Origin of the sequence: Serratia montpellierensis, assembly GCF_020858655.1 — a bacterium.
GTDB lineage: Bacteria > Pseudomonadota > Gammaproteobacteria > Enterobacterales > Enterobacteriaceae > Serratia > Serratia montpellierensis.
On the sequence record NZ_VOSN01000005.1, the window covers coordinates 380,519 to 402,609 of the forward strand.

The 22,091-nt window shown below is 60.1% G+C and carries 20 protein-coding genes; 11 read left to right on the forward strand and 9 right to left on the reverse strand.

Annotation, left to right across the window (positions count from 1 at the left end; all coding sequences use genetic code 11):
• The first annotated feature begins 48 nt into the window (after nucleotides 1-48).
• From FUU19_RS07130 to sanA, 7 genes are all read left to right on the forward strand, one after another.
• Nucleotides 49-1,116: a sugar ABC transporter substrate-binding protein gene (locus FUU19_RS07130; RefSeq protein ID WP_230490237.1), complete on the forward strand. Its 1,068-nt coding sequence runs from the start codon at nucleotides 49-51 to the stop codon at nucleotides 1,114-1,116.
• Between the two features lie 131 nt (nucleotides 1,117-1,247).
• On the forward strand, nucleotides 1,248-2,459 hold the full coding sequence (locus tag FUU19_RS07135) for an MFS transporter (RefSeq protein WP_141969956.1): 1,212 nt from the start codon (nucleotides 1,248-1,250) through the stop codon (nucleotides 2,457-2,459).
• Nucleotides 2,460-2,597: 138 nt separating this feature from the next.
• Nucleotides 2,598-3,005 (forward strand): CidA/LrgA family protein, encoded by a 408-nt coding sequence (locus FUU19_RS07140; protein ID WP_025302154.1) that lies wholly within the window; start codon nucleotides 2,598-2,600, stop codon nucleotides 3,003-3,005.
• Nucleotides 3,002-3,697 carry a CidB/LrgB family autolysis modulator gene (locus tag FUU19_RS07145; RefSeq protein ID WP_019454415.1) on the forward strand — a complete coding sequence of 232 codons (696 nt, stop codon included), beginning with the start codon at nucleotides 3,002-3,004 and terminating at the stop codon, nucleotides 3,695-3,697. Before FUU19_RS07140 ends, FUU19_RS07145 begins: the two co-directional genes overlap by 4 nt.
• Before the next feature lie 137 nt (nucleotides 3,698-3,834).
• Nucleotides 3,835-4,719, forward strand: coding sequence for a cytidine deaminase (gene cdd, locus FUU19_RS07150; protein WP_202669203.1), 885 nt, complete (start codon nucleotides 3,835-3,837; stop codon nucleotides 4,717-4,719).
• Between the two features lie 221 nt (nucleotides 4,720-4,940).
• Nucleotides 4,941-6,638 carry an NAD-dependent malic enzyme gene (locus FUU19_RS07155; RefSeq protein ID WP_230490236.1) on the forward strand — a complete coding sequence of 566 codons (1,698 nt, stop codon included), beginning with the start codon at nucleotides 4,941-4,943 and terminating at the stop codon, nucleotides 6,636-6,638.
• Nucleotides 6,639-6,807: 169 nt separating this feature from the next.
• A complete protein-coding gene (gene sanA / locus FUU19_RS07160; protein ID WP_060432736.1) occupies nucleotides 6,808-7,551 on the forward strand; it encodes an outer membrane permeability protein SanA in 744 nt (247 codons plus the stop codon).
• A 67-nt stretch (nucleotides 7,552-7,618) separates the two neighbouring features.
• Here sanA and mglC read toward each other — a convergent pair whose 3' ends face one another.
• From mglC to FUU19_RS07195, 7 genes are all read right to left on the reverse strand, one after another.
• On the reverse strand, nucleotides 7,619-8,629 hold the full coding sequence (gene mglC, locus FUU19_RS07165) for a galactose/methyl galactoside ABC transporter permease MglC (RefSeq protein WP_230490235.1): 1,011 nt from the start codon (nucleotides 8,627-8,629) through the stop codon (nucleotides 7,619-7,621).
• 11 nt (nucleotides 8,630-8,640) lie between these two features.
• A complete protein-coding gene (gene mglA / locus FUU19_RS07170; RefSeq protein ID WP_033637724.1) occupies nucleotides 8,641-10,149 on the reverse strand; it encodes a galactose/methyl galactoside ABC transporter ATP-binding protein MglA in 1,509 nt (502 codons plus the stop codon).
• A gap of 99 nt (nucleotides 10,150-10,248) precedes the next feature.
• A complete protein-coding gene (gene mglB, locus FUU19_RS07175) occupies nucleotides 10,249-11,241 on the reverse strand; it encodes a galactose/glucose ABC transporter substrate-binding protein MglB (RefSeq protein WP_141969960.1) in 993 nt (330 codons plus the stop codon).
• A 264-nt stretch (nucleotides 11,242-11,505) separates the two neighbouring features.
• A complete protein-coding gene (gene galS / locus FUU19_RS07180; protein WP_141969962.1) occupies nucleotides 11,506-12,543 on the reverse strand; it encodes an HTH-type transcriptional regulator GalS in 1,038 nt (345 codons plus the stop codon).
• A gap of 126 nt (nucleotides 12,544-12,669) precedes the next feature.
• On the reverse strand, nucleotides 12,670-13,842 hold the full coding sequence (gene yeiB, locus FUU19_RS07185) for a DUF418 domain-containing protein YeiB (RefSeq protein ID WP_304622306.1): 1,173 nt from the start codon (nucleotides 13,840-13,842) through the stop codon (nucleotides 12,670-12,672).
• A gap of 79 nt (nucleotides 13,843-13,921) precedes the next feature.
• The gene (gene folE / locus FUU19_RS07190) at nucleotides 13,922-14,587 is read right to left on the reverse strand and encodes a GTP cyclohydrolase I FolE (RefSeq protein WP_004938969.1); all 666 of its coding nucleotides are present in this window, start codon (nucleotides 14,585-14,587) and stop codon (nucleotides 13,922-13,924) included.
• A 244-nt stretch (nucleotides 14,588-14,831) separates the two neighbouring features.
• The gene (locus tag FUU19_RS07195) at nucleotides 14,832-15,989 is read right to left on the reverse strand and encodes a YbfB/YjiJ family MFS transporter (protein WP_141969965.1); all 1,158 of its coding nucleotides are present in this window, start codon (nucleotides 15,987-15,989) and stop codon (nucleotides 14,832-14,834) included.
• 105 nt (nucleotides 15,990-16,094) lie between these two features.
• Here FUU19_RS07195 and ptrR point away from each other — a divergent pair, with 105 nt between their 5' ends.
• The 4 genes from ptrR (at nucleotide 16,095) to FUU19_RS07215 (ending at nucleotide 19,814) form a co-directional block, all read left to right on the forward strand.
• Nucleotides 16,095-17,015: a putrescine utilization regulator PtrR gene (gene ptrR, locus FUU19_RS07200; RefSeq protein ID WP_141969966.1), complete on the forward strand. Its 921-nt coding sequence runs from the start codon at nucleotides 16,095-16,097 to the stop codon at nucleotides 17,013-17,015.
• 29 nt (nucleotides 17,016-17,044) lie between these two features.
• Nucleotides 17,045-18,169, forward strand: a complete 1,125-nt coding sequence (locus tag FUU19_RS07205; protein WP_230490234.1) for an S-(hydroxymethyl)glutathione dehydrogenase/class III alcohol dehydrogenase — start codon at nucleotides 17,045-17,047, stop codon at nucleotides 18,167-18,169.
• 14 nt (nucleotides 18,170-18,183) lie between these two features.
• Nucleotides 18,184-19,026 carry an S-formylglutathione hydrolase gene (gene fghA, locus FUU19_RS07210; protein WP_015377214.1) on the forward strand — a complete coding sequence of 281 codons (843 nt, stop codon included), beginning with the start codon at nucleotides 18,184-18,186 and terminating at the stop codon, nucleotides 19,024-19,026.
• Between the two features lie 461 nt (nucleotides 19,027-19,487).
• Nucleotides 19,488-19,814 (forward strand): hypothetical protein, encoded by a 327-nt coding sequence (locus FUU19_RS07215; protein ID WP_074181154.1) that lies wholly within the window; start codon nucleotides 19,488-19,490, stop codon nucleotides 19,812-19,814.
• Nucleotides 19,815-20,247: 433 nt separating this feature from the next.
• Here the strand turns inward: FUU19_RS07215 and gsiD are convergent, their stop codons facing one another.
• Nucleotides 20,248-21,156, reverse strand: a complete 909-nt coding sequence (gsiD, locus tag FUU19_RS07220; RefSeq protein WP_185742310.1) for a glutathione ABC transporter permease GsiD — start codon at nucleotides 21,154-21,156, stop codon at nucleotides 20,248-20,250.
• 9 nt (nucleotides 21,157-21,165) lie between these two features.
• Nucleotides 21,166-22,086 (reverse strand): glutathione ABC transporter permease GsiC, encoded by a 921-nt coding sequence (gene gsiC, locus FUU19_RS07225; RefSeq protein WP_038880960.1) that lies wholly within the window; start codon nucleotides 22,084-22,086, stop codon nucleotides 21,166-21,168.
• Nucleotides 22,087-22,091 lie beyond the last annotated feature (5 nt).

The window sequence follows — 22,091 nt, forward strand, 5'->3', positions numbered from 1 at the left end:
ACAGACCTTCACCGGGATCGTTTCCCTGCTTTTTTGGAGCCTATAATAATGAAAAACTTCAAGACTTCGCTGCTCGCCCTCAGCCTGCTGGCCGCCCTGCCGCTGCAGGCGGCGGAAAACGCCGCCGTGCCGGCCGCCATCGCTCAGCATCAGGGGCCGGTGCGTATCGCGGTGATCCGTAACCTCGGATCCGACGACAACACCACGCAATTTTTAGCGGGCGCCATTCAGGAAGGGCGCAAGCTGGGCTTCAAGGTGGACACCTTCCTCAGCAACGGCGCCGACGCGCGCTTCCAGGACTTCGTCAACCAGGCTATCAGCCAGAAATATGACGGCATCATTCTTTCGCAGGGGCGAGCCCCCTATTCCACCGATCTGGTCAAACGCATCGCGGCGGCCGGCATCGCCGTCGCGGCTTTCGATACCGACGTCAGCGGCAGCATTCCCGGCGTTACCGTCTCGCAGCAGGACGACGCTTCACTGGCCAACGCCTCCTTCGGCCAGCTGGTGAAGGATTTCAACGGCCAGGCCAACATCATCAAACTCTGGGTGGCCGGCTTCCCGCCGATGGAACGCCGCCAGGCCGCCTATCAGCAGCTGCTGAAACAGCATCCGGGCATTCATGAGCTGGAATCGATCGGCGCGGTCTCATCCGACGTACAGGGCGATACCGCCAACAAGGTGGGCGCGGTGCTGGCTAAATACCCGAAAGGCAAGATAGACGCCATCTGGGGCACCTGGGACGCCTTCACCCAAGGCGCTTACAAAGCGTTGAAAGAGAACGGCCGCACCGAAATCAAACTGTACAGCATCGATATCTCCAACCAGGACTTGCAGCTGATGCGCGAAGCCGGCAGCCCGTGGCAGGTCAGCGTGGCGGTGGATCCGAAGCTTATCGGCGCAGTCAACCTGCGCCTGGTGGCCAACAAGATCGCCGGGGAAAGTACGCCGGACAGCTATCAGTTCAAAGCGACGGTCATTCCGCAGGCGCTGTTGCTGGCGCAGCCGGGGCCGGTCAACGTCGCCGGGCTGGCGAAGATCATCCCCGGCTGGGGCAGCAGCAGCGACTTCGTGCAGCCGTGGTTCGCCACGCTGCAGGCCGAACACGGTAAATAATGCTGTTTTTGACGAGGCTGCCGACGCAGCCTCTGTTTTTAAACTAATTTTCGGCTTCCCCCTTCCGTCCTCGCCAAAATACGCTATGTTATCTGCATTGCCCAATAACTGTATGCATAAACAGGCTTCGAATGAAGGGATTCCCCTCGCTGATTAACACGCTGCTGGCCAGTTCGCTGGTGTTGACCATCGGCCGCGGCGTGACGCTGCCGTTCATTACCATCTATCTCACCGAGCATTTCCATCTGCTGCCGAAGAGCGTGGGCGTGATCCTGGGCGTCAGCCTGACCCTCGGCATCCTTGCCAGCCTGTACGGCGGCTATCTGGTGGACAAATTCAGCAAGAACCGCCTGATCCTGCTGTCGATTTTATTGTTTGCGCTGAGCTTCTTCGCCCTTCCCTGGATCCCGCGCCCCGGCGGCGTGATCGTGGTGCTGGCGATCCTGCATACCTGTTATTCGGTGCTGAGCATCACCATTAAAGCCTGCTTCGCCGACTGGCTGCCGGTTGAGCAGCGCATCAAGGCTTTTTCAATCAACTACACGCTGGTCAACGTCGGCTGGGCGATCGGTTCTGCACTCGGCGTTCTGGTGGCCGGGCTTAGCCCGCTGCTGCCGTTTTACCTGTCGGGCGGGTTGGCGCTGGTGACGGTGGCGACGCTAAGCCTGCGCTTGCGCGGTCGGGAACAGCGCGCAACGCCAGCCGCCGCCCCCACAGCGCTCCCCAACTTCCGCCAGACGGTGACTATCCTGCGCAGCGATCGGCGGCTGATTTACTTCACCCTCGGCAGCACCCTGGGCGCCGTCGTGTTCGGTCAGTTCACCGGCTATCTGTCGCAATACCTGATCACCGTCTCCAGCGCCGAGTTCGCCTACAAAATCATCGGGCTGGTGATGATCGTCAACGCCAGCATCGTCATCGCTCTGCAATACCTGCTCAGCCGCGGCATGCGTCAGGAAAACATGCTGCGCTGGCTGGCGCTGGGCACGCTGTTTTTCATCGTCGGGCTGCTCGGTTTTATGATGGCCGGCCAGGCGGTCTGGCTGTGGCTGGCGGCGATGGCGGTGTTTACCCTCGGCGAAATCATCGTGATCCCGGTGGAATACATGTTCATCGACTTTATCGCGCCGCCGCACCTGAAAGGCAGCTACTATGGGGTACAGAACCTCAGCGCGCTGGGCGGTGCCATCAACCCGGTGCTGTGCGGGGTGCTGCTCAGCTATGCCGCGCCGCCGCTGATGTTCGTGATGCTGATCGTCGCCGCACTGCTCAGCCTGCTGTTTTTCTTCCTCGGCCACCGGCTGGCAGAACACGCGGCGGCAGCGGCCGAAGACACGCGCTGAACCCGCGCGTGGCAGCCATTGCGGGCTGTCAACCCGCCGATCGGGTATGGCACCCATAGCGATAATTCATGGTGCGATCTGTGGCATGGCTCACAGTTTAATTGTATGATGAATGCAGCAATTAAACGGGGAAAGACAATGGCCAACGTGCTCACACTGTGCTGGAAATACCTGAGAGCCCTGCTCCTCATCTACCTGTGTCTGTTCGTCGGCAATGCAGTGGCGGCGCTGCTGCCGTTCGCCATTCCCGGCAGCATTCTCGGCATGCTGCTGCTGTTCGCCCTGCTCTCGACCCAGATTATGCCGGCCAAATGGGTTAAACCCGGCTGCCATTTGCTGATCCGCTATATGGTGCTGCTGTTCGTGCCTATCGGCGTCGGGGTGATGAAATACTACGATCAGATCGTCGCGCATCTTGGCCCGCTGGTCATCTCTTGCCTCATCAGCACGCTGATGGTGCTGGTGGTAGTCGGCTATACCTCACACTATTTTCACCGCGAGCGCCGCATCGCCGGTAAGCCCGACGACACGGAGGGCAACCCATGATCCATGAAATCTGGTGGTCGCTGCCGCTGACGCTGGCGGTCTATTTCGCCGCGCGCTGGCTGGCGCGCAAGCTGAACATGCCGCTGCTCAATCCGCTGCTGGTTTCCATGGCGGTGATCATCCCGCTGCTGCTGCTCACCGGCATCCCCTATGAGCGCTACTTTCAGGGCAGCAAAATCCTCAACGATCTGCTGCAGCCGGCGGTCGTCGCGCTGGCCTTCCCGCTGTATGAACAGCTGCACCAGATCCGCGCGCGCTGGAAGTCGATTATCGCGGTGTGCTTCATCGGCAGCCTGACCGCCATGATCAGCGGCGGCGCCATCGCCCTGTGGCTGGGCGCCACGCCGGAAATCGCCGCCTCTATCCTGCCGAAATCGGTCACTACGCCAATCGCCATGGCCGTCGCGGACTCGCTCGGCGGTATTCCGGCGATCAGCGCGGTCTGCGTCATTTTCGTCGGTATCCTCGGCGCCGTGTTCGGCCATACGTTGTTCAACCTGCTGAAAATCACCACCCACTCGGCGCGTGGCCTGGCGATGGGCACCGCATCCCACGCGCTGGGCACCGCACGCTGCGCGGAGATGGACTACCAGGAAGGCGCTTTCGGCTCGCTGGCGCTGGTAATCTGCGGCATCATCACCTCGCTGCTGGCACCTTTCCTGTTCCCGGTGCTGCTGCACCTGTTCGGTTGAACAGGGTGAAACTTGCGATACATCTCGCATTTATGTATCTCATTGCATTAATTTCATCAATTAAGAGACATAAGTCACAATTTAATGTCTCTGGCCTGCCTAGAATGTCATCCCGTTAACCTGTAGAGAGACCTTCTATGCATCCGCGTTTTCACACCGCTTTCAGCGCACTGCCCGCGACACTGCAATCCGCCCTGCTGCCCTATCTGGACGCGCCTGACTTCCCGGCAATGTTCACGGCCGAGCAAGCGGCGGCGATCCGCTCAGGCTGCGAGTTGGACGATGACGCGCTGGCATTCGCGCTGCTGCCGCTGGCGGCGGCCTGCTCGTTAACCCCAATATCACACTTCCACGTCGGCGCCATCGCACGCGGGCAAAGCGGCAACCTCTATTTTGGCGCCAATATGGAATTCAGCGGCGCGCCGCTGCAGCAATCCGTGCATGCGGAACAAAGTGCGGTGACGCACGCCTGGCTGCGCGGCGAAAAAGCGCTGGCCTCGGTCACCGTCAACTACACGCCGTGCGGCCACTGCCGCCAGTTTATGAATGAGCTGAACAGCGGCGGCGAGCTGCAAATCCGTTTGCCGGGCCGCGCGCCGGCCACGCTGGCGGACTATCTGCCGGACGCCTTCGGCCCGAAAGATCTGGATGTCGCTTCGCTGCTGATGGATGAAGTCAATCACGGCCACCAGCTGGCGCTGAACGATGCGCTGACGCAGGCGGCGCTGGCGGCGGCCAACCGGAGTCACGCGCCTTACAGCAACGCCCACAGCGGCGTGGCGCTGGAAACGACAGACGGCATTATCTATGCCGGCCGCTATGCGGAAAACGCCGCCTTCAACCCTAGCCTGCCGCCGCTGCAGGCCGCGCTGATCTTGCTGAACCTCTCCGGTGGCGATTGCCTGAACATCCGCCGCGCCGTGCTGGCCGAACCGCAGGACGCGATCGTCAGCCAGTGGGACGCCACCCGCGCGACCCTGGCGTCGCTGGGCTGCCAGAACGTCAGCCGCGCCGCTTTCTAAGCGCACCACGGCGGGGCCATCCGGTTCCGCCGTTAACAGCCCCGCCCGCCAAATACAATGCCCCAACGCCGCCAGAGAAACTTTCTTTAGTTAAAAAATCATTTGATTGTCGATAATTACGCCAACCTGGTTCATCATCTGGCAACAAATGCTGTACATCTTCTCTTTATCTCTTAGGATCGTCGGCAATAAAGTTATCTGATACGTGAAGAGTAAAACTGATGGAACTAGAATACGAAAGCAAACGCCCGCTCTACATCCCTTACGCCGGCCCGATTCTGCTGGAATTTCCGCTGCTGAACAAAGGCAGCGCTTTCACCGAGGAAGAACGTAGCCACTTCAACCTGCACGGCCTGCTGCCGGAAGCGGTGGAAACCATCGAAGAACAGGTGGAACGCGCCTACCGCCAGTACCAGGATTTCAAGAACGATAACGACAAGCACATCTATCTGCGCAACATTCAGGACACCAACGAAACCCTGTTCTATCGCTTGCTGGACTCGCACCTGAGCGAGATGATGCCGATCATCTACACCCCGACCGTCGGCGAGGCCTGCGAACACTTCTCCGATATCTATCGCCGCGCGCGCGGGCTGTTCATTTCCTACCCGAACCGCGATCGCATCGATGACATGCTGCAAAACGCCACCAAGCAGAACGTCAAAGTGATCGTTGTCACCGACGGCGAGCGTATCCTCGGCCTGGGTGACCAGGGCATCGGCGGCATGGGTATCCCCATCGGCAAGCTGTCGCTGTACACCGCCTGCGGCGGCATCAGCCCGGCCTACACCCTGCCGGTGGTGCTGGACGTCGGCACCAACAACCCGCAGCGCCTCAACGATCCGCTGTACATGGGCTGGCGCCATCCGCGCATTTCCGGCGAGGAGTACCACGCCTTCGTCGAAGAGTTTATTCAGGCGGTCAAACGCCGCTGGCCGAACGTTCTGCTGCAGTTCGAAGACTTCGCGCAGAACAACGCCACCCCATTGTTGAACCGCTATCGCGACGAGATCTGCTGCTTCAACGATGACATTCAGGGCACCGCCGCGGTGACCCTCGGCAGCCTGATCGCCGCCAGCCGCGCCGCCGGCAGCCAGCTGCGCGATCAGACCGTCACCTTCCTCGGTGCCGGTTCCGCCGGCTGTGGCATCGCCGAGCAGATCATCGCGCAGATGAAGTCCGAAGGGTTGAGCGAAGACGAAGCGCGCGCCCGCGTATTCATGGTCGACCGTTTCGGCCTGCTGACCGACAAACTGCCTAACCTGCTCGATTTCCAGAGCAAGCTGGTACAGAAGAGCGACAACCTGACCGGTTGGAAAACCGCTAGCGACGCCATCTCGCTGCTGGACGTGGTGCGCAACGCCAAGCCGACCATTCTGATCGGGGTGTCCGGCCAGCCGGGGCTGTTTACCGAAGAGCTGATCCGCGAAATGCACAAGCACTGCGAACGCCCTATCGTGATGCCGCTGTCCAACCCGACTTCGCGCGTGGAAGCCCGTCCGGAAGACATCATCAACTGGACCGACGGCGCCGCCCTGGTGGCGACCGGCAGCCCGTTCGCACCGGTGAGCTATAAAGAGCAGCTGTATCCGATCGCCCAGTGCAACAACTCCTACATCTTCCCGGGGATTGGCCTCGGCGTGCTGGCCTCCGGCGCCACCCGCGTCACCGACGCCATGCTGATGGCCGCCAGCCGCGCGCTGGCGGACTGTTCGCCGCTGGCCACCGACGGTCACGGCGCACTGCTGCCGAATATCGACGATATTCAGGGCGTGTCGAAGTGCATCGCCATGGAAGTGGGTAAAGCGGCGCAGCTGCAGGGCGTGGCAATCGTCACCTCCGAAGACGCGCTGTCGAAAGCCATCGAGCACAACTTCTGGCGGCCGCAGTACCGCAGCTACAAGCGCACCTCGTTCTGATTGACGCGCTGAAATGACCCAGCCCGGCTCCGCCGGGCTTTTTTGTGCGGCAAAACCGCCTAAAAATGCGGCGTTGCGCGTGCTTCAGGCGGTTCGCGTCTTGCGTCGATCGGTCAGGTAAAGTAGCCTTGATCCATCTTTTTCAGCCCGGCGCGCGTAAGGCAACAACATGTGGAAACGCCTGATCATCAGCCTGTTCATCATCATTGCGGTGTTGATGGGTTCGGCTATTGCGCTCGATCGCTGGATCAGCTGGAAAACCGCGCCTTACGTCTACGACGAACTGCAGGAGCTGCCGCACCGCCAGGTTGGCGTGGTGCTCGGCACGGCCAAGTATTACCGCACCGGGGTGATCAACCAGTACTACCGTTACCGCATTCAGGGGGCGATCAACGCCTATAACAGCGGCAAGGTGAAATACCTGCTGCTGAGCGGCGACAACGCCCAGCAAAGCTACAACGAACCGATGACCATGCGCCGCGATCTGATCGCCGCCGGCGTGGCGCCGAGCGATATCGTGCTGGATTACGCCGGCTTCCGCACCCTGGATTCCATCGTGCGCACCCGCAAGGTATTCGACACCAACGACTTCATCATCATCACCCAGCGCTTCCACTGCGAACGGGCGCTGTTCATCGCCCTGCACATGGGCATTCAGGCGCAGTGCTATGCGGTGCCGTCGCCGAAAGACATGATGACGGTGCGGGTCCGCGAGATTTTCGCCCGTCTGGGCGCGCTGACCGATCTGTACATCCTCAAGCGCGAGCCGCGCTTCCTTGGCCCGCTGATCCCGATCTCCGCCATGCACACCGTGCCGGAAGACGCCCAGGGCTATCCCGCCGTGTCACCGGAACAGCTGGTGGAGCTGGAGCACAAGCTGAAAGAAGAGAAGCAGAAAGCCAAACAGCCCTGACGCGGCAAACCCCCAAAAAGAAAGGCCGGCAAAATAGGCCGGCCTTGTTGTCTGTGCTGCGGGAAATCTACTTCTTCTTGGCGTATTTCAACGAGTCCAGCGCCACGGCGAAGATGATGATGCTGCCCTTGATGATGTACTGCCAGTACGGGTTGATACCGATATAAGTCAGGCCGTAGTTGATGACGGTAAAGATGATCACCCCGGTCACCACGCCCCACACCGTACCCACCCCGCCGGCGAAGGAGACGCCCCCCACCACGCAGGCGGCGATGGCGTCCAGCTCATACATAAAGCCAAGGTTGTTGGTGGCGCTGCCGATGCGCCCCGCTTCCAGCAAGCCGCCGAAGGCGTAGAACACGCCGGACAGCGCATAGATCATGATCAGGTTCAGCGGCACGTTGATGCCGGACACCTTGGCCGCTTCCGGGTTGCCGCCGATGGCGAAGATGTTCTTGCCGAAGCGGGTCTTGGTCCACAGGATCCAGACGAATATGATGGCGATCAGCGCATAGAAGGTAATGTACGACAGCTTAAAGTCGCCGAAGCGCAAGAAGCCCTGGGCAAAGGTGGAAAACTTCGGATCGAAACCCGCGACCGGCGAAGCGCCGACCGAATCGTAATACAGCGAGTTGATGCCGTAGACGATGATCATGGTGCCCAAGGTGGTGATGAAGGGCGTTACGTTGAGATAGGCGATAATCAGGCCGTTAACCAGACCGATCACCGCGCCGACCGCACACACCAGCAAGATGACCAGGGGAATCGACCAGGTTTCCATGTGCGGGAATACCTTGTTGACGTTATCCATCGATTGCAGCAGCGTGGCCGCCACCACTGCCGCCAGCCCCACCTGCCGCCCGGCGGACAGGTCGGTGCCCTGAGTCACGATCAGCCCCGCCACGCCCAGCGCGATGATGATGCGCACCGAAGACTGTGTCAGGATGTTGCTCAAGTTCATCAGGCTGAGGAAGGTAGGATCCTGAATGATGATGATGGCCAACAGCACCAGCAACACCACGTAAATGCCGCCTTCCTTGAAATAGGTAAATAAGGTTTTTTTATTTAGCGCGTTCATAATTCCGATCCTTAAAGGTGCAGGGAGGCGAGACGTAAGATTTCATTTTGCGAGGTCTGTTTGGTATTAACGATGCCCGCAACCTGACCATTGCTCATCACCAAAATACGGTCGGTGATCCCCAAAAGCTCCGGCATTTCGGACGAGACGATAATGATCCCCTTGCCCTTCTTCGCCAGTTCGGTCATCAGCTGATAAATCTCGAACTTGGCGCCCACGTCGATGCCGCGCGTCGGTTCATCCAGCATCAGGATCTCCGGCTGCGTCAGCAGCCAGCGGCCGATGATCACCTTCTGCTGATTGCCGCCGGACAGCGAGCCGATATGGGTGTGATGCCCCGGCGTTTTCACCCGCATGGCGTCGATCACCCACTGGGTGTCGCTCTTCATCCGCGCGTTATCCAGCAGGCCGAGCTTGTTTTTATAGTTGCGGATATTGGAGATCAGCGAGTTGAAGCCCACGTCGAGGTAAGCATAAATCCCGGTGGATCGGCGCTCTTCGGTCACCAACGCAAAACCGTGGTTGATTGCTTCGTTGGCGCTGTGGTTATCGATCGCTTTACCGTGCAGCTTGATAGTGCCCGCCACCTTTTCGCGAATGCCGAACAGCGTCTCGACGATATCGGTGCGTTTGGCGCCCACCAGCCCGGCGATGCCGAGGATCTCGCCCTGATGCAGATCGAAGGACACATCGCGGATCGAGGGCTGGCGCAGCGACGTCAGGTTCTTCACCTCAAGGATCACTTCGCCCGGCGTGTTTTGCCTGTCGGGGAAACGCTGGCTCAGCGAGCGGCCGACCATCATGGCGATGATCTTGTCCATATCCAGCCCTTCCAGCGGCTGGGTGGCGATCCACTGACCATCGCGCAGCACCGTTATCTCGTCGCACAGCTGGAAGATCTCTTCCATCTTGTGCGAGATATAGACGATGCCGCAGCCGCGCTCTTTCAGCTTGCGGATGATGGTGAACAGGTGATTGACCTCTTTTTCCGTCAGCGAAGAGGTCGGTTCATCCATGATGACGATTTTGGCGTCGTAGGAGAACGCCTTGGCGATTTCGATCATCTGCATCTGCGACACCGACAGGTTGCCCACCTTTTCGCGCGGGTTGATGTCGATATCCAGCTCGTCGAAGATCGCCTGGGTGTCTTTGAGCATTTTTTCCTGATCGACGAACAGGCCTTTGGTCGGGTAACGCCCCAGCCACATGTTGTCCATCACGGTGCGTTGCAGCACCAGGTTCAGCTCCTGATGCACCATGGATACGCCGTGTTCCAGCGCTTCCTTCGAGCTCTTGAAATCGATTTCCCGGCCCTGAAACACAATGCTGCCGCTGTCTTTTTTGTAAATGCCGAACAGGCATTTCAGCAACGTCGATTTCCCCGCGCCGTTCTCCCCCATCAGGGCGTGAATAGAGTGCGGACGGACGCGTAAATTGACATTGTCCAAGGCTTTGACGCCGGGAAACGACTTACAGATATCCGTCATTTCCAGCAAAAATTCGCGTGAGCTATCGGCCATAAATACACCTGGCTTAACGATCTTGCAGTCGTAAACATCCCCGCCGGCGGTATTCCTGGTGTTGGCGCCGCCGGCGGGGTCTTAGCGGGATCTCAATTCTTATTTAACAAACTGAGACAGGTTGTCTTTATCTACGCCGACGTAAGGAATACGCACGACTTTATTTTCGACTTTATATTGGGTGCCTTCGGTGGCCGGTTTGCCCGCCGCCAGGTTTTTCGCCAGCTCGAAGGTGGCTTTCGCCTGGTTGTCGGCATCGTTCAGCACCGTGCCCGCCATCGCGCCGGATTTCACCAGCGCCAGCGCTTCAGGCAACGCATCGACGCCAAACACCGGGATACTGGTCTTGTTGTGCGCTTTCAGCGCTTCCACCGCGCCCATCGCCATGGCGTCGTTGTTGGCGATCACCACTTCAATCTTGTTGGCATTCGGGCCGGAGAGCCAGGCGTCCATCTTGTCTTTCGCCTGCGCGGTATCCCACATCGCGGTATCCATCTGCAGCTGCTGGGTCTTGATACCCTTTTCATTCAGCGTTTTCACCACGTAGGTGGTGCGCGCTTCGGCATCCGGGTGGCCCGGTTCGCCCTTCAGCAGCACGTACTGGATCTGGCCGTCTTTGTTCAGGTCCCAGGCCGGGTTGGCTTTCCAGTGTTTGGCGATCAGCTCGCCCTGGATCACGCCGGACTCTTTGGAGTCGGTGCCGACGTAATACGCCTTGTCGTAGCTGTCCAGCGCCTTGCGGGAAGGTTCTTTGTTGTAGAACACCACAGGGATATCGTTTGCGCGCGCCTTATCGATAACCACCGGCGCCGCGGCCGGATCGACCAGGTTGATCGCCAGCGCTTTCACGCCCTTGGCCAGCAGCACGTCGATCTGATCGTTCTGTTTGGACTGGTCGTTCTGCGAGTCATTCATCAGCAGGGTAACGTCCGGGGAGGCTTTAGCGTCTTTCTCAATCGCCTTGCGCACCACCGACATAAAGTTGTCGTCGTATTTGTAAATCGTGACGCCAATACGGGTATCAGCATGGGCTGCGGCGCCAAACATCATGGCTGCGGCCATGGCGGCCAGGGTGAAAACCTTCTTATTCATTGTCAGTCTCCGGTTCTGTGTAGGGTATTACTCGTCTTTGAGCCAATGGTCACCGGCAGTGCGCACACCCCAGGCCAGGCGATTTCCACTCAACACCTGTCGTCCGTGGATCTTGTTATTTCCGAGAAATGCTGTGTCAGCGCGAGATAAAGGTTGCAGCGGCAAGGGCCTTTGCGCCGGAAAACGCCTAGAGCATAGACGGCGTGATGTTAATATTCTGTGAATTTTCTCACAGATTGAAAACGGTTACACAAGATTAAATCGTCAGAGAGTGACCGTCACCTCACTTTGCCAGGGGGCGACAGAATGGCGCCGCACCAGCGTCGGCATGAACAGATGAGCGGCCTGCGGCTCCGCCAGGCCTGCTGCGCCCTGCAATGCCAGCTCGGTGGCCAGCGTGGCCATCGAGACGATCGGGTAGCGCACCGTGGTGAGTTTGGGGCTGGTGTAACGCGCAATGGGAATGTCGTCGAAGCCGATCAGCGAGAAATGCTGCGGCACCGTGATACCGTTTTCTTTCAGCACCGCCATGGCGCCGGCGGCCATGGCGTCGTTGTAGGCGAACACCGCGCTCAGCTGTAGGTTACGCCCCAACAGTTCCACCATCGCCGCCTCGCCGCCCTGCAGATCCGGCGAACCGTAGGCGCGCCAGTTGTCCGATGTGGCCAGCCCGGCGGCGGCCATCGCCTGCGCATAGCCCTGCTGGCGCAGCGGCCCGTCTTCGATCGGGTGATTGGAGCCCAGATAGCCGATGCGCCTATGGCCCTGCGACAGCAAAAGACGCATCGCCATTTCCGCGCCGCAGACGTTATCCAGCCCGACGCAGCGCGGCTCATAGCCGGGGATAATCCGGTTGATCAGCACCATGCCCGGCACCTGCTCCAGAAAGCCGATCAGCTCGGCGTCGCTCAGGGCTTTGGCATGAACAATCAGGGCATTACAGCGCTGGCGGATCAGCACTTCGATCGCGTGGCGCTCTTTGTCCGCCTGATGATAGCTGTTGCCGATCAGCAGATACTTGTGGTGTTTCTGCGCCACCGTGTCTACCGCTTTCACCAGCGCACCGAAGAACGGATCGGAGACGTCCATCACCACCACGCCCAGGGTATCGCTGCTTTGGGTCGCCAGCGCCTGCGCGTTGGCATTGGGCCGGTAGCCCAGTTCCGCCACCGCCTGCAACACCTGCTCGCGCGTCTCCTTGCTGGTCAGCGCGCTGTGGTTCAGCACGCGGGAGACGGTCGCCACGGAAACCCCGGCGCGTTTCGCCACGTCGCGAATGGTGATCGGATGAACTGGAGGCATGCGGGATCCTGAAATCGGGGTAGTGGCCGGTGGCGCTATCCTACCCCGATTGGCTCGCTGCTCGCGTGAATTACGTCACAGGAAAGAAAACGTTTACATACATTTTTTTAACCTGCCGGCAGACGCTCACTTCAGCGCTTTGGGTTCCGCTTCGCCGGCGGCCAGCTGCGTCAGCTTGCGCCACAGCCACTCCATCGGCCCCTGTTCGAAGTAACGCAGCCACAGTGCGGAAAACGCCAGGTTGGCCAGCCAGACCAGCGGCACGAACGCCAACAGCTGCAGCCGGTCGAACTGCTCATAGAGGCCAAAGCGATAAAACAACGTGGTGCAGATCAGCGTTTGCAGCAGGTAGTTGCTCAACGCCATACGCCCCACCAGGGTCAACCAGTGGGCGATGCGCATGCGCGACAGCGTGGGCCAGAAACCGTAACACAGCGCCAGATAGCCCATCGCCTGCAGCGGGGCGCCCAGCTCACGCGGTACCTGCAGCAGGAAACCGCTCCAGCGATAATCCCAATGGACCTGCCATTGCAGCGCCACCGCCGGCAGTTGAATCAGCACCGAAAGCGGCAGCAGCCACGCCGCCTGCCGCAGGTAATAGCCTGAGGAATAACTGCCGCGCAGCCAGCCGCTGCGCATCAGCCCGGCGCCGAACAGCATCAGACCCGCCAGTTCCCAGCCATACTGCGCGCCGATGGCCAGCAGGCTGGACGAGAGCAGATCGGTGCGGCTGCGCCAGGCTTCGAAACCGCCCTGCAGCTTCCAGAACTTCTCGTACTGCAGCTCCGCCACGCCCGGCTGCCAGAAGCTGCCCGGCTCACCGTGCGAGACGAAGCCAAGCAGCAGCAGCACCGCCACGCCGATCATGTAGAGCACCACGCCGGTTTTCAGCAGCTGGAAAGTTTCTTTGGCCTCGCGGATCATACGCCAGCACACCAGGCCGATCAGCCCGTAGTCCAGCAGAATATCGCCGTCCCACAGGAAGATGGCGTGGGCAAGGCCGAACAGCACCAGCCACGACAGCCGCGCGCGGATCCAGCTTTTGCCGCGCCGCAGCAGCATGTGCAGCCCGGCGCCGAACAACAGCGCGAACATCGCCAGGAACTTGGCCTGGGCGAAGAGATCGAGCAGCGCCCAGGTCCAGGCGTCGCGCGATGACGGCATGCCCAGATAGGCCGGGTTGAGGTAGGCGGCCTTCGGCAAACCGAAGGCGCTGATGTTCAGCAATAAAATGCCGAGGATGGCGATACCGCGCACGCAGTCCAGCGTGGCGATGCGCGGCAGAGGGTGACTGTTCATTTTTTATCGCTGTCTTCCGCTCATGAAAAAGGCGCCCGCAGGCGCCTGTTGTCGTCTTGCGGGTTGCCCCGCAACGCCATCACCCCTGGTGATGACGCACCGCGCGCAGGAACTCCTGGCGGGTGTTCTGGCTGGACTTGAACAGCCCCCCCAACGAGGTGGTCGTGGTGGCGCTGGTCGCGTCGCGGATGCCGCGCGCTTTGACACAATAATGGACCGCATCGATCGATACCGCCACGTTATTGGTACCGAGCAGAGTCTGCAGCGCCACCAGGATCTGCTGGGTCAGGCGCTCTTGCACCTGCGGACGCTGGGAGAAGAACTGCACGATGCGGTTGATCTTCGACAGGCCGATCACCGAGTCTTTCGGGATATAGGCCACGGTGGCCTTGCCGTCGATGGTTACGAAGTGGTGCTCGCAGGTGCTGGTCAGCGTGATATCGCGCACCGTCACCATCTCATCCACCTTCATCTTGTTCTCGATGACGGTGATTTTCGGGAAGTTGGCGTAATCCAGCCCGGAGAAGATCTCGTCGACATACATTTTGGCGATGCGATGCGGCGTCTCCGCCAGGCTGTCGTCGGACAGATCGAGATTCAGCAGCTGCATGATTTCGGTCATGTGCTCTTTGATGCGGCGCTTGCGCGTTTCGCGATCCAGCACTTCCCCGCGCAGCGGTGTCTCCAGACCACGCTCTTCCAGTGCCGCATGCACCAGCGCGGCTTCTTTACTTAATGATGTCATGTACTTGTTCTCCTGCGGACGGAACCCGCCGGCGGCCTGGTAGGGCGTGCGGCCGGCGAATTGCTTGCTCTCGTGACGGCAGAGTTTTCGTGATGGATAACGTGAACCCGGTCAAGATTTTGCCCCCACTGTAGATGAGAGCGCGGCGATTATCCAGTGATTGTGCTTCATCCGCAGGTGAAATATTCGCATTTAGCACAATCAGGCCGGCTGCGGGATTCCACGCTTTTTGTATGGATTTTAATCAGCGCATCGCCGTTTTTTGCGCCAACCGCCGCGCCGGGGTATTCATCACCAACGCACCGGCCACCAACAGCGCCGCCACCGCCACGTACAACGCCGGCTCCAGCCGATGGGTCATGGCGGTCGACAGCGCCGACAGCATCGGCCCGACCAGTTGGCCGATCGCATAACCGGTGGTCAGCAATCCGGCCATGTAGCGCGCATGGCGCGGCGCCAGTTCACGGCCGTGCTGAAGGGCGAGCTGCACCACGCAGAGGAAACCGCCGCCGGTCAGCAACGCCCCCAACGCCAGGCCGGTCACACCCGGCACCACTTCGGCGCTCAGCACGCCCAGCGCCTGTATCCACAGCGTGATCGCCAGCCGGGTCTGGGTGGTCAGCCGATGACGGGTCAAAATGCCGATCACAATCCCCAGCACCGCCGCGCCGCCGAACACCGGCCAGACGAACTGCGCGAACAGGCTACCGGGAAAGCGCGCGGCCGCCATCTGCGACAAGAACGTCGCCGGCAGGATGTAGCCAAAGCCGGCCAGGCTGTAGCTCCACACCAGGCGTTTGAGCGCCGGCGTCAGCAGCAGCGGCTCCGGGGCCACATCCGGGCGATGCAGCTCGCCGCTGCGCGGCAGAAAGGCGCTAATTCCCCCGACCAACACCAGCGCCAGCCCGCCATACACCAGCCAGGCCTGCGCCGCCGTCAGCCCCAGCGTGTTGATGCCCACCGCCAGCATGCCGCTGAGGAAGATACCGGCGCCCGGCCCGGCGAACACCGCCGCGCTCAGCGCCGGCCGGCCGTAGTGCGCCAACCGCTCGTTGGTCCAGGCCGCCACCAGCACCATCGCCCAGCCGCTGGCCCAGCCGATGACGAAGCGCAGCGCACCGTGCATCCATTCATCCTGCGCCAGCGCCGACAGCAGCGTCAGCGCCATCGCGCCCCATACGCCCAGCCACAGGCGCCGCTCGACGTGGCGCGTGGCGCGCATCGCGTCGTAGGCGCCGCACAGGTAGCCCAAATAGTTGATCGCCGCCACCAGTCCAGCGCCGGTGAGGCTGAACTGGTGTTCCGCGATCATCAGCGGCACCTGGGGAGTGAAAGCGAAGCGGCCAATGCCCATCGCGACGATCAGCGCGGCAAAACCGCTCAAGGCAATACGTAAAGCCATACCGGTATCCAAAAGGTTAAAAGAAAGTTGCCAGTATCATGCCGCAGTATTAAACTCACAAAAACTGAATAATAGTTATCAAGTTCATCACGAAACGAGAATATTATGGATCTGACCCAGCTTCGCATGTTCTGCTGCGTAGCGGAAACCGGCTCGGTCGCCCGCGCCGCCGAGCAGCTGCACCGCGTGCCGTCGAACCTGACCACCCGGCTGCGCCAGCTTGAGCAGGAGCTGGGCGCCGATCTGTTTATCCGCGAAAAACAGCGCCTGCGCCTGTCGCCGATGGGCCATAACTTTCTGTGCTACGCCAACCGCATCCTGGCGCTCAGCGACGAGGCGATGAGCATCACCCATGCCGGTGAACCGGCGGGCAACTTCGCCCTCGGCTCGATGGAAAGCACCGCCGCCACCCGCCTGCCCTCGCTGCTGGCGGCTTACCACCAACGTTTCTCGCAGGTTTCGCTGTCGCTGACCACCGGCACCTCCGGCGAAATCGCCGATCGGGTGCGCGCCGGCACGCTGGCGGCGGCGCTGGTCGATGGCCCGGTACCTTATGACGAGTTGAACGGCTGCATCGCCTATCCTGAACATATGGTGGTGATCTCCTGCCTCGATCACGCGAAGATCCACAGCGCCAAAGACGCCAATGGCGAAACGCTGTTCGCCTTTCGCGCCAGCTGCTCCTATCGCCTGCGGCTGGAGGCCTGGTTCAAGCGCGAAGGCGCGCGGCCGGGGCAAATTATGGAGATCCAGTCCTATCACGCCATGCTGGCCTGCGTCGCCAGCGGCGCCGGGCTGGCGATGATCCCGCATTCGGTGCTCAGCCTGCTGCCGGGTCATGAGCGGGTTCGAGTTCACACCCTGCCGCCTGAAGTCGCCGACACCGCCACCTGGCTGCTGTGGCGCCGCGACGCGTTCGGGCCGAACGTGCGCGCGCTGAAAGAGTTGATTATTGAACAGACGGAAACCGCCGCTGTTGATGAAAGCACCCCCAACGATTTATCAGACGTTATCGATATCGTCTGATTTAAAAGAAAACCACTGAGGAGACTATGATGGAGATGATCAAAACCCGCGCCGCCGTTGCCTGGGGCCCGAACCAGCCGCTGAAGATCGAAGAAGTCGAGCTGATGCCACCGCAAAAAGGCGAAGTGCTGGTGCGGATCGTCGCCACCGGCGTTTGTCACACCGACGCCTACACCCTGTCCGGCAAAGATCCGGAGGGCGTGTTCCCGGCGATCCTCGGCCACGAGGGCGGCGGCGTGGTGGAAGCGGTCGGTGAAGGCGTCACCAGCGTGGCGGTCGGCGACCACGTGATCCCGCTCTACACCCCGGAGTGCGGCGAGTGCAAATTCTGTAAATCCGGCAGGACTAACCTGTGCCAGGCGATCCGCGCCACCCAGGGCAAAGGGCTGATGCCGGACGGCACCACCCGCTTCTTCAAGGACGGCAAGCCGATCTTCCACTACATGGGCACCTCCACCTTCTCCGAATACACCGTGGTGCCGGAGATTTCACTGGCGAAAATCAACAAGGAAGCGCCGCTGGAAGAAGTGTGCCTGCTGGGTTGCGGCGTCACCACCGGCATGGGCGCGGTGATGAACACCGCCAAAGTACAACCGGGCGACACCGTGGCGATCTTCGGTCTGGGCGGCATCGGCCTGTCGGCGATCATCGGCGCGCAGATGGCCGGCGCAGGCCGCATCATCGGCATCGACATCAACACCAGCAAGTTCGATCTGGCGCGCAAGCTGGGCGCCACCGATCTGATCAACCCGAAAGACTATGACAAGCCGATTCAGGACGTAATCGTCGAGCTGACTGACGGCGGCGTCGACTTCTCCTTCGAGTGCATCGGCAACGTCAACGTGATGCGTTCCGCGCTGGAGTGCTGCCACAAGGGCTGGGGCGAATCGGTGATCATCGGCGTCGCGGGCGCCGGCGAAGAGATCTCGACCCGGCCGTTCCAGCTGGTCACCGGCCGCGTCTGGCGCGGTTCGGCATTCGGCGGCGTCAAGGGCCGTTCACAGCTGCCGGGCATCGTCGAGCGCTATCTGGACGGCGAATTCGCGCTGAACGACTTTATCACCCACACCATGGGGCTGGAGCAGATCAACGAAGCGTTCGATTTGATGCACGAAGGCAAATCGATCCGTTCCGTCATCCACTTCGACAAATAAGCCAGGAGGCAGAGATGACGCTGTCATTGGAACTTCTCGAAGAGCACCGCATGTTCGGCGGCTGGCAACAGCGTTATCGCCACGCGGCGCAGAGCCTGAATTGCAACATGACATTCAGCATCTACCTGCCGCCGCCGCGCGATGACAACCCGCCGCCGGTGCTGTACTGGCTATCGGGGCTGACCTGCAACGACGAGAACTTCACGTTGAAAGCCGGCGCGCAGCGCATCGCCGCCGAGCTGGGCCTGGTGCTGGTGATGCCGGACACCAGCCCGCGCGGCGACGAGGTGCCGAACGACGAAGGTTACGACCTGGGCCAGGGCGCCGGGTTTTACCTGAACGCCACCCAGGCGCCATGGGATCGCCACTTCCGCATGTACGACTACATCAGCGCCGAACTGCCGGCGCTGATCGAACAGCACTTCAGCGTCAGCGATCGTCAGTCGATCTTCGGTCACTCGATGGGCGGCCACGGCGCGCTGATGATGGCGTTTCGCAATCCGCAGCGCTTCCGCTCGGTATCGGCCTTCGCGCCGATCGTCAACCCGTGCCAGGTGCCGTGGGGCCGTAAGGCCTTCACCGCCTATCTGGGCAGCGACGAAAGCCAGTGGCTGCAGTACGACAGCTGCCATCTGCTGGCCAGCGGCGCGGAAAAAATGCCGGTGCTTATCGACCAGGGCGACGACGACCAGTTCCTGGCCGATCAGCTGCAGCCGGCGCGGCTGGCCGAGCTGGCGCGCCAGCGCGACTGGCCGCTGACGCTGCGCATTCAGCCGGGGTACGATCACAGCTACTTCACCATCGCCACCTTCGTGGAAGATCACCTGCGCTTCCACGCCGAGCACCTGTTCCGCTGATAAAAAAATCCGGGTGGTTAAAGCGCCCGGATTTCTTCAGATTCCGGTGATAAAAAATCGATAATTATCCTCCCATTTGCGTGGGCTGAGCGAGTGCCCAGAGATCGGCGGGCAGCCTGATACTATTTGAAAAATCAATAAAACAGGGAAAACACAAAAAATAAAAACAGCGTGATATAACGAGCAAACCTCATGACAACTAACTAATTATCTGCAATCCCCACATCTAATATTATTCCAATTAATTAAATAGCCATCATTTCACCCTGATTTAAGCGACTCCTAATTATTATCATTTTATATCCTTTGATTAGCTCAGCAATTAAATAATTTAATATCCAGGCTTGTTGTGGGAATAAATTACTCTGATACGATTAAGTGTAAGGCCAGGATTAAACCCCATGCCGACGCACAGGTAAATAACGCTTTTTATTACACAGTGAATATTAAAGGAAAATACCATGAGACAAGTTCAGAAAATCACCGTAAATAATAAAGGTGGCTATGTATTTAATTTCTCAGTTCAATGGTTAGGAAGCGACGGAAAATGGAATACCACTGACTGGAACAGTGGGAATTATCCTGTCGCGCAGTCCAGAACAACACCTCCGCTTAATGAAATTGGTGTCCCGGATGATGCTTTGGCTGTAACGCCATATGGACATGCAGTGCTCGGCACTTCGGGCCAGGGAACACCGTTTGTTTCCTCTGCCTCCAACGGACAGATTGCGACCTATGATGCCGTTGGCACGACGTTAATCGGTTTTGCCATTGTGCTGATCGAGTAGCTTGGATAAAGGGAATTGCAGGCCTGAAATACCGGCAATTCCCAAAAGAGCGCGTTCAACAGCGGCAGAAGATTTTTAATGACACGATTATCAGTAAAAACTGGCCGTACCTAACCCTGGTCAAAAAGACCTGCAACAAACCACAGCCAAAATAAAATACAAACACAGAGAAATAGGAATAAAATAACACGCCAGGACACATCATCAGAAGTAAAAGCAATTTATTGGCAAAACAGCTTTAACGGCATTAGCATATTGAACCCACTCATCGCGCGACGGGCAACCAAAAGTAAAGAAGAACGTGGATTTCACTTTTCCTCCCTTAATCGCGATAACAAAAAGCGAGCACGCAAAAAATTTGCAATGGTCTGAATATCCGGCAGAAACAGGCTATTCGCCATGCAGAATACCCACATGGCAATAGCTTTCTCCATCACCCCTTCAGCTTAGGATCGAGCGCGTCGCGCAATCCGTCACCCAACAGGTTGAACGCCAGCACGGTGATGAATATCGCCAGGCTGGGGAAGATCGCCACGTGCGGCGCGATCACCATATCGGCACGCGCTTCGTTGAGCATCGCCCCCCACTCCGGCGTCGGCGGCTGGGCGCCCAGGCCCAGAAACGACAGGCTGGCGGCGGTGATGATCGAGGTGCCGATGCGCAGGGTGAAATAGACCACGATCGAAGACAGGGTGCCCGGCAGAATGTGTCGCAGGATGATGGTCCAGTCCGAGGCGCCGATGCTGCGCGCCGATTCGATATAGGTCAGGTGCTTCAGCACCAGCGTGTTGCCGCGCACCAGGCGGGCGAAGGCCGGAATGCTGAAGATCGCCACCGCGACGATCACGTTGGCCATGCCGCTGCCCATGATCGCCACCACGCCAATCGCCAGCAGAATGCCGGGAAACGCGAACAGCACGTCGCAGACGCGCATGGTGAGGCGATCCCACCAGCCCTCATAGTAACCGGCCAGCAGCCCCAGCAGGGTGCCGATCGCCCCGCCCGCCAGCACCGAGAACACCCCGGCCGCCAGCGAAATGCGCGTGCCCATCAGGATACGGCTGAAGATATCGCGCCCGAGGGAATCCACGCCCAGCCAGTGCATCAGCGAAGGCCCTTCGTTCAGCCGATCGTAATCGAAATAGTTTTCCGCATCGAACGGTGCCAAATAAGGCGCCAGCAGCGCCGCCGCAATCAGCAGCAGCACGAACAGGCCGGCGACCAGCGCCGCCCGCTGGCGGCGAAAACGCCGCCAAAACTCGTCCCACGGCGTGCGTACCGCGTTGGGATCGATAAGCGGCATCGCCTTCAGTGCGGCGTTGCGCCGCCAGTGCTTAATCATGCCGCCTCCTCATTGGTAACGAATCGCCGGGTTGATCGCCGCGTACAGCATATCCACCAGCAAATTGATCAGGATGAACTCCAGCGAGAACAGCAGCACCTCGGCCTGGATCACCGGGTAATCGCGCATCTCCACCGAGTCCACCAGCAACCGCCCCAGCCCCGGCCAGTTGAACACTTTCTCCACCACGATCGAACCGCCGAGCAGGAAGCCGAACTGCAGCCCCATCATGGTCACCACCGGGATCATCGCGTTGCGCAGGCCGTGCTTCATCACCACCACGCTTTCCCGCACGCCCTTGGCGCGCGCGGTGCGCATGTAGTCTTCCTGCAACACCTCGACGAACGAAGCGCGGGTGAAGCGCGCCATCACCGCCGCCACCGCCGCCCCCAGAGTGATCGAAGGCAGAATGTAGTGCCGCCAGCTGTCGGCGCCCACCGTCGGCAGCCACCCCAGCTCGACCGAGAACACCTGCATCAACAGCATGCCGAGCGCAAAGGCCGGGAACGAGATCCCCGACACCGCCAGCGTCATGCCGAGGCGATCCGGCCAACGATTGCGCCACACCGCCGACACCACGCCGATCGCCAGACCAAACGCCACCGCCCACAGCATGCTGGTGACGGTCAGCCAGAAAGTCGGCATAAAGCGCGAGGCGATCTCTTCGCTCACCGGGCGTTTGGACACCATCGAAATGCCGAAGTCGCCCCGCAGCGCGTTGACGAAGAAGTGCGCGAACTGCTGCGGCAGCGGCTTATCCAACCCCAGATCCTTGCGCACCAGCTGCACCACCGCCTCGTCGGCCTCCGGCCCCGCCGCCAGCCGCGCCGGATCGCCCGGCAGCAGGTGGACGAACAGGAACACCAGCACCGCCACGATCAGCAGCGTCGGGATCAGGCCCAGCAGTCGTTTCAGAAAATAATTGAGCATCTCAT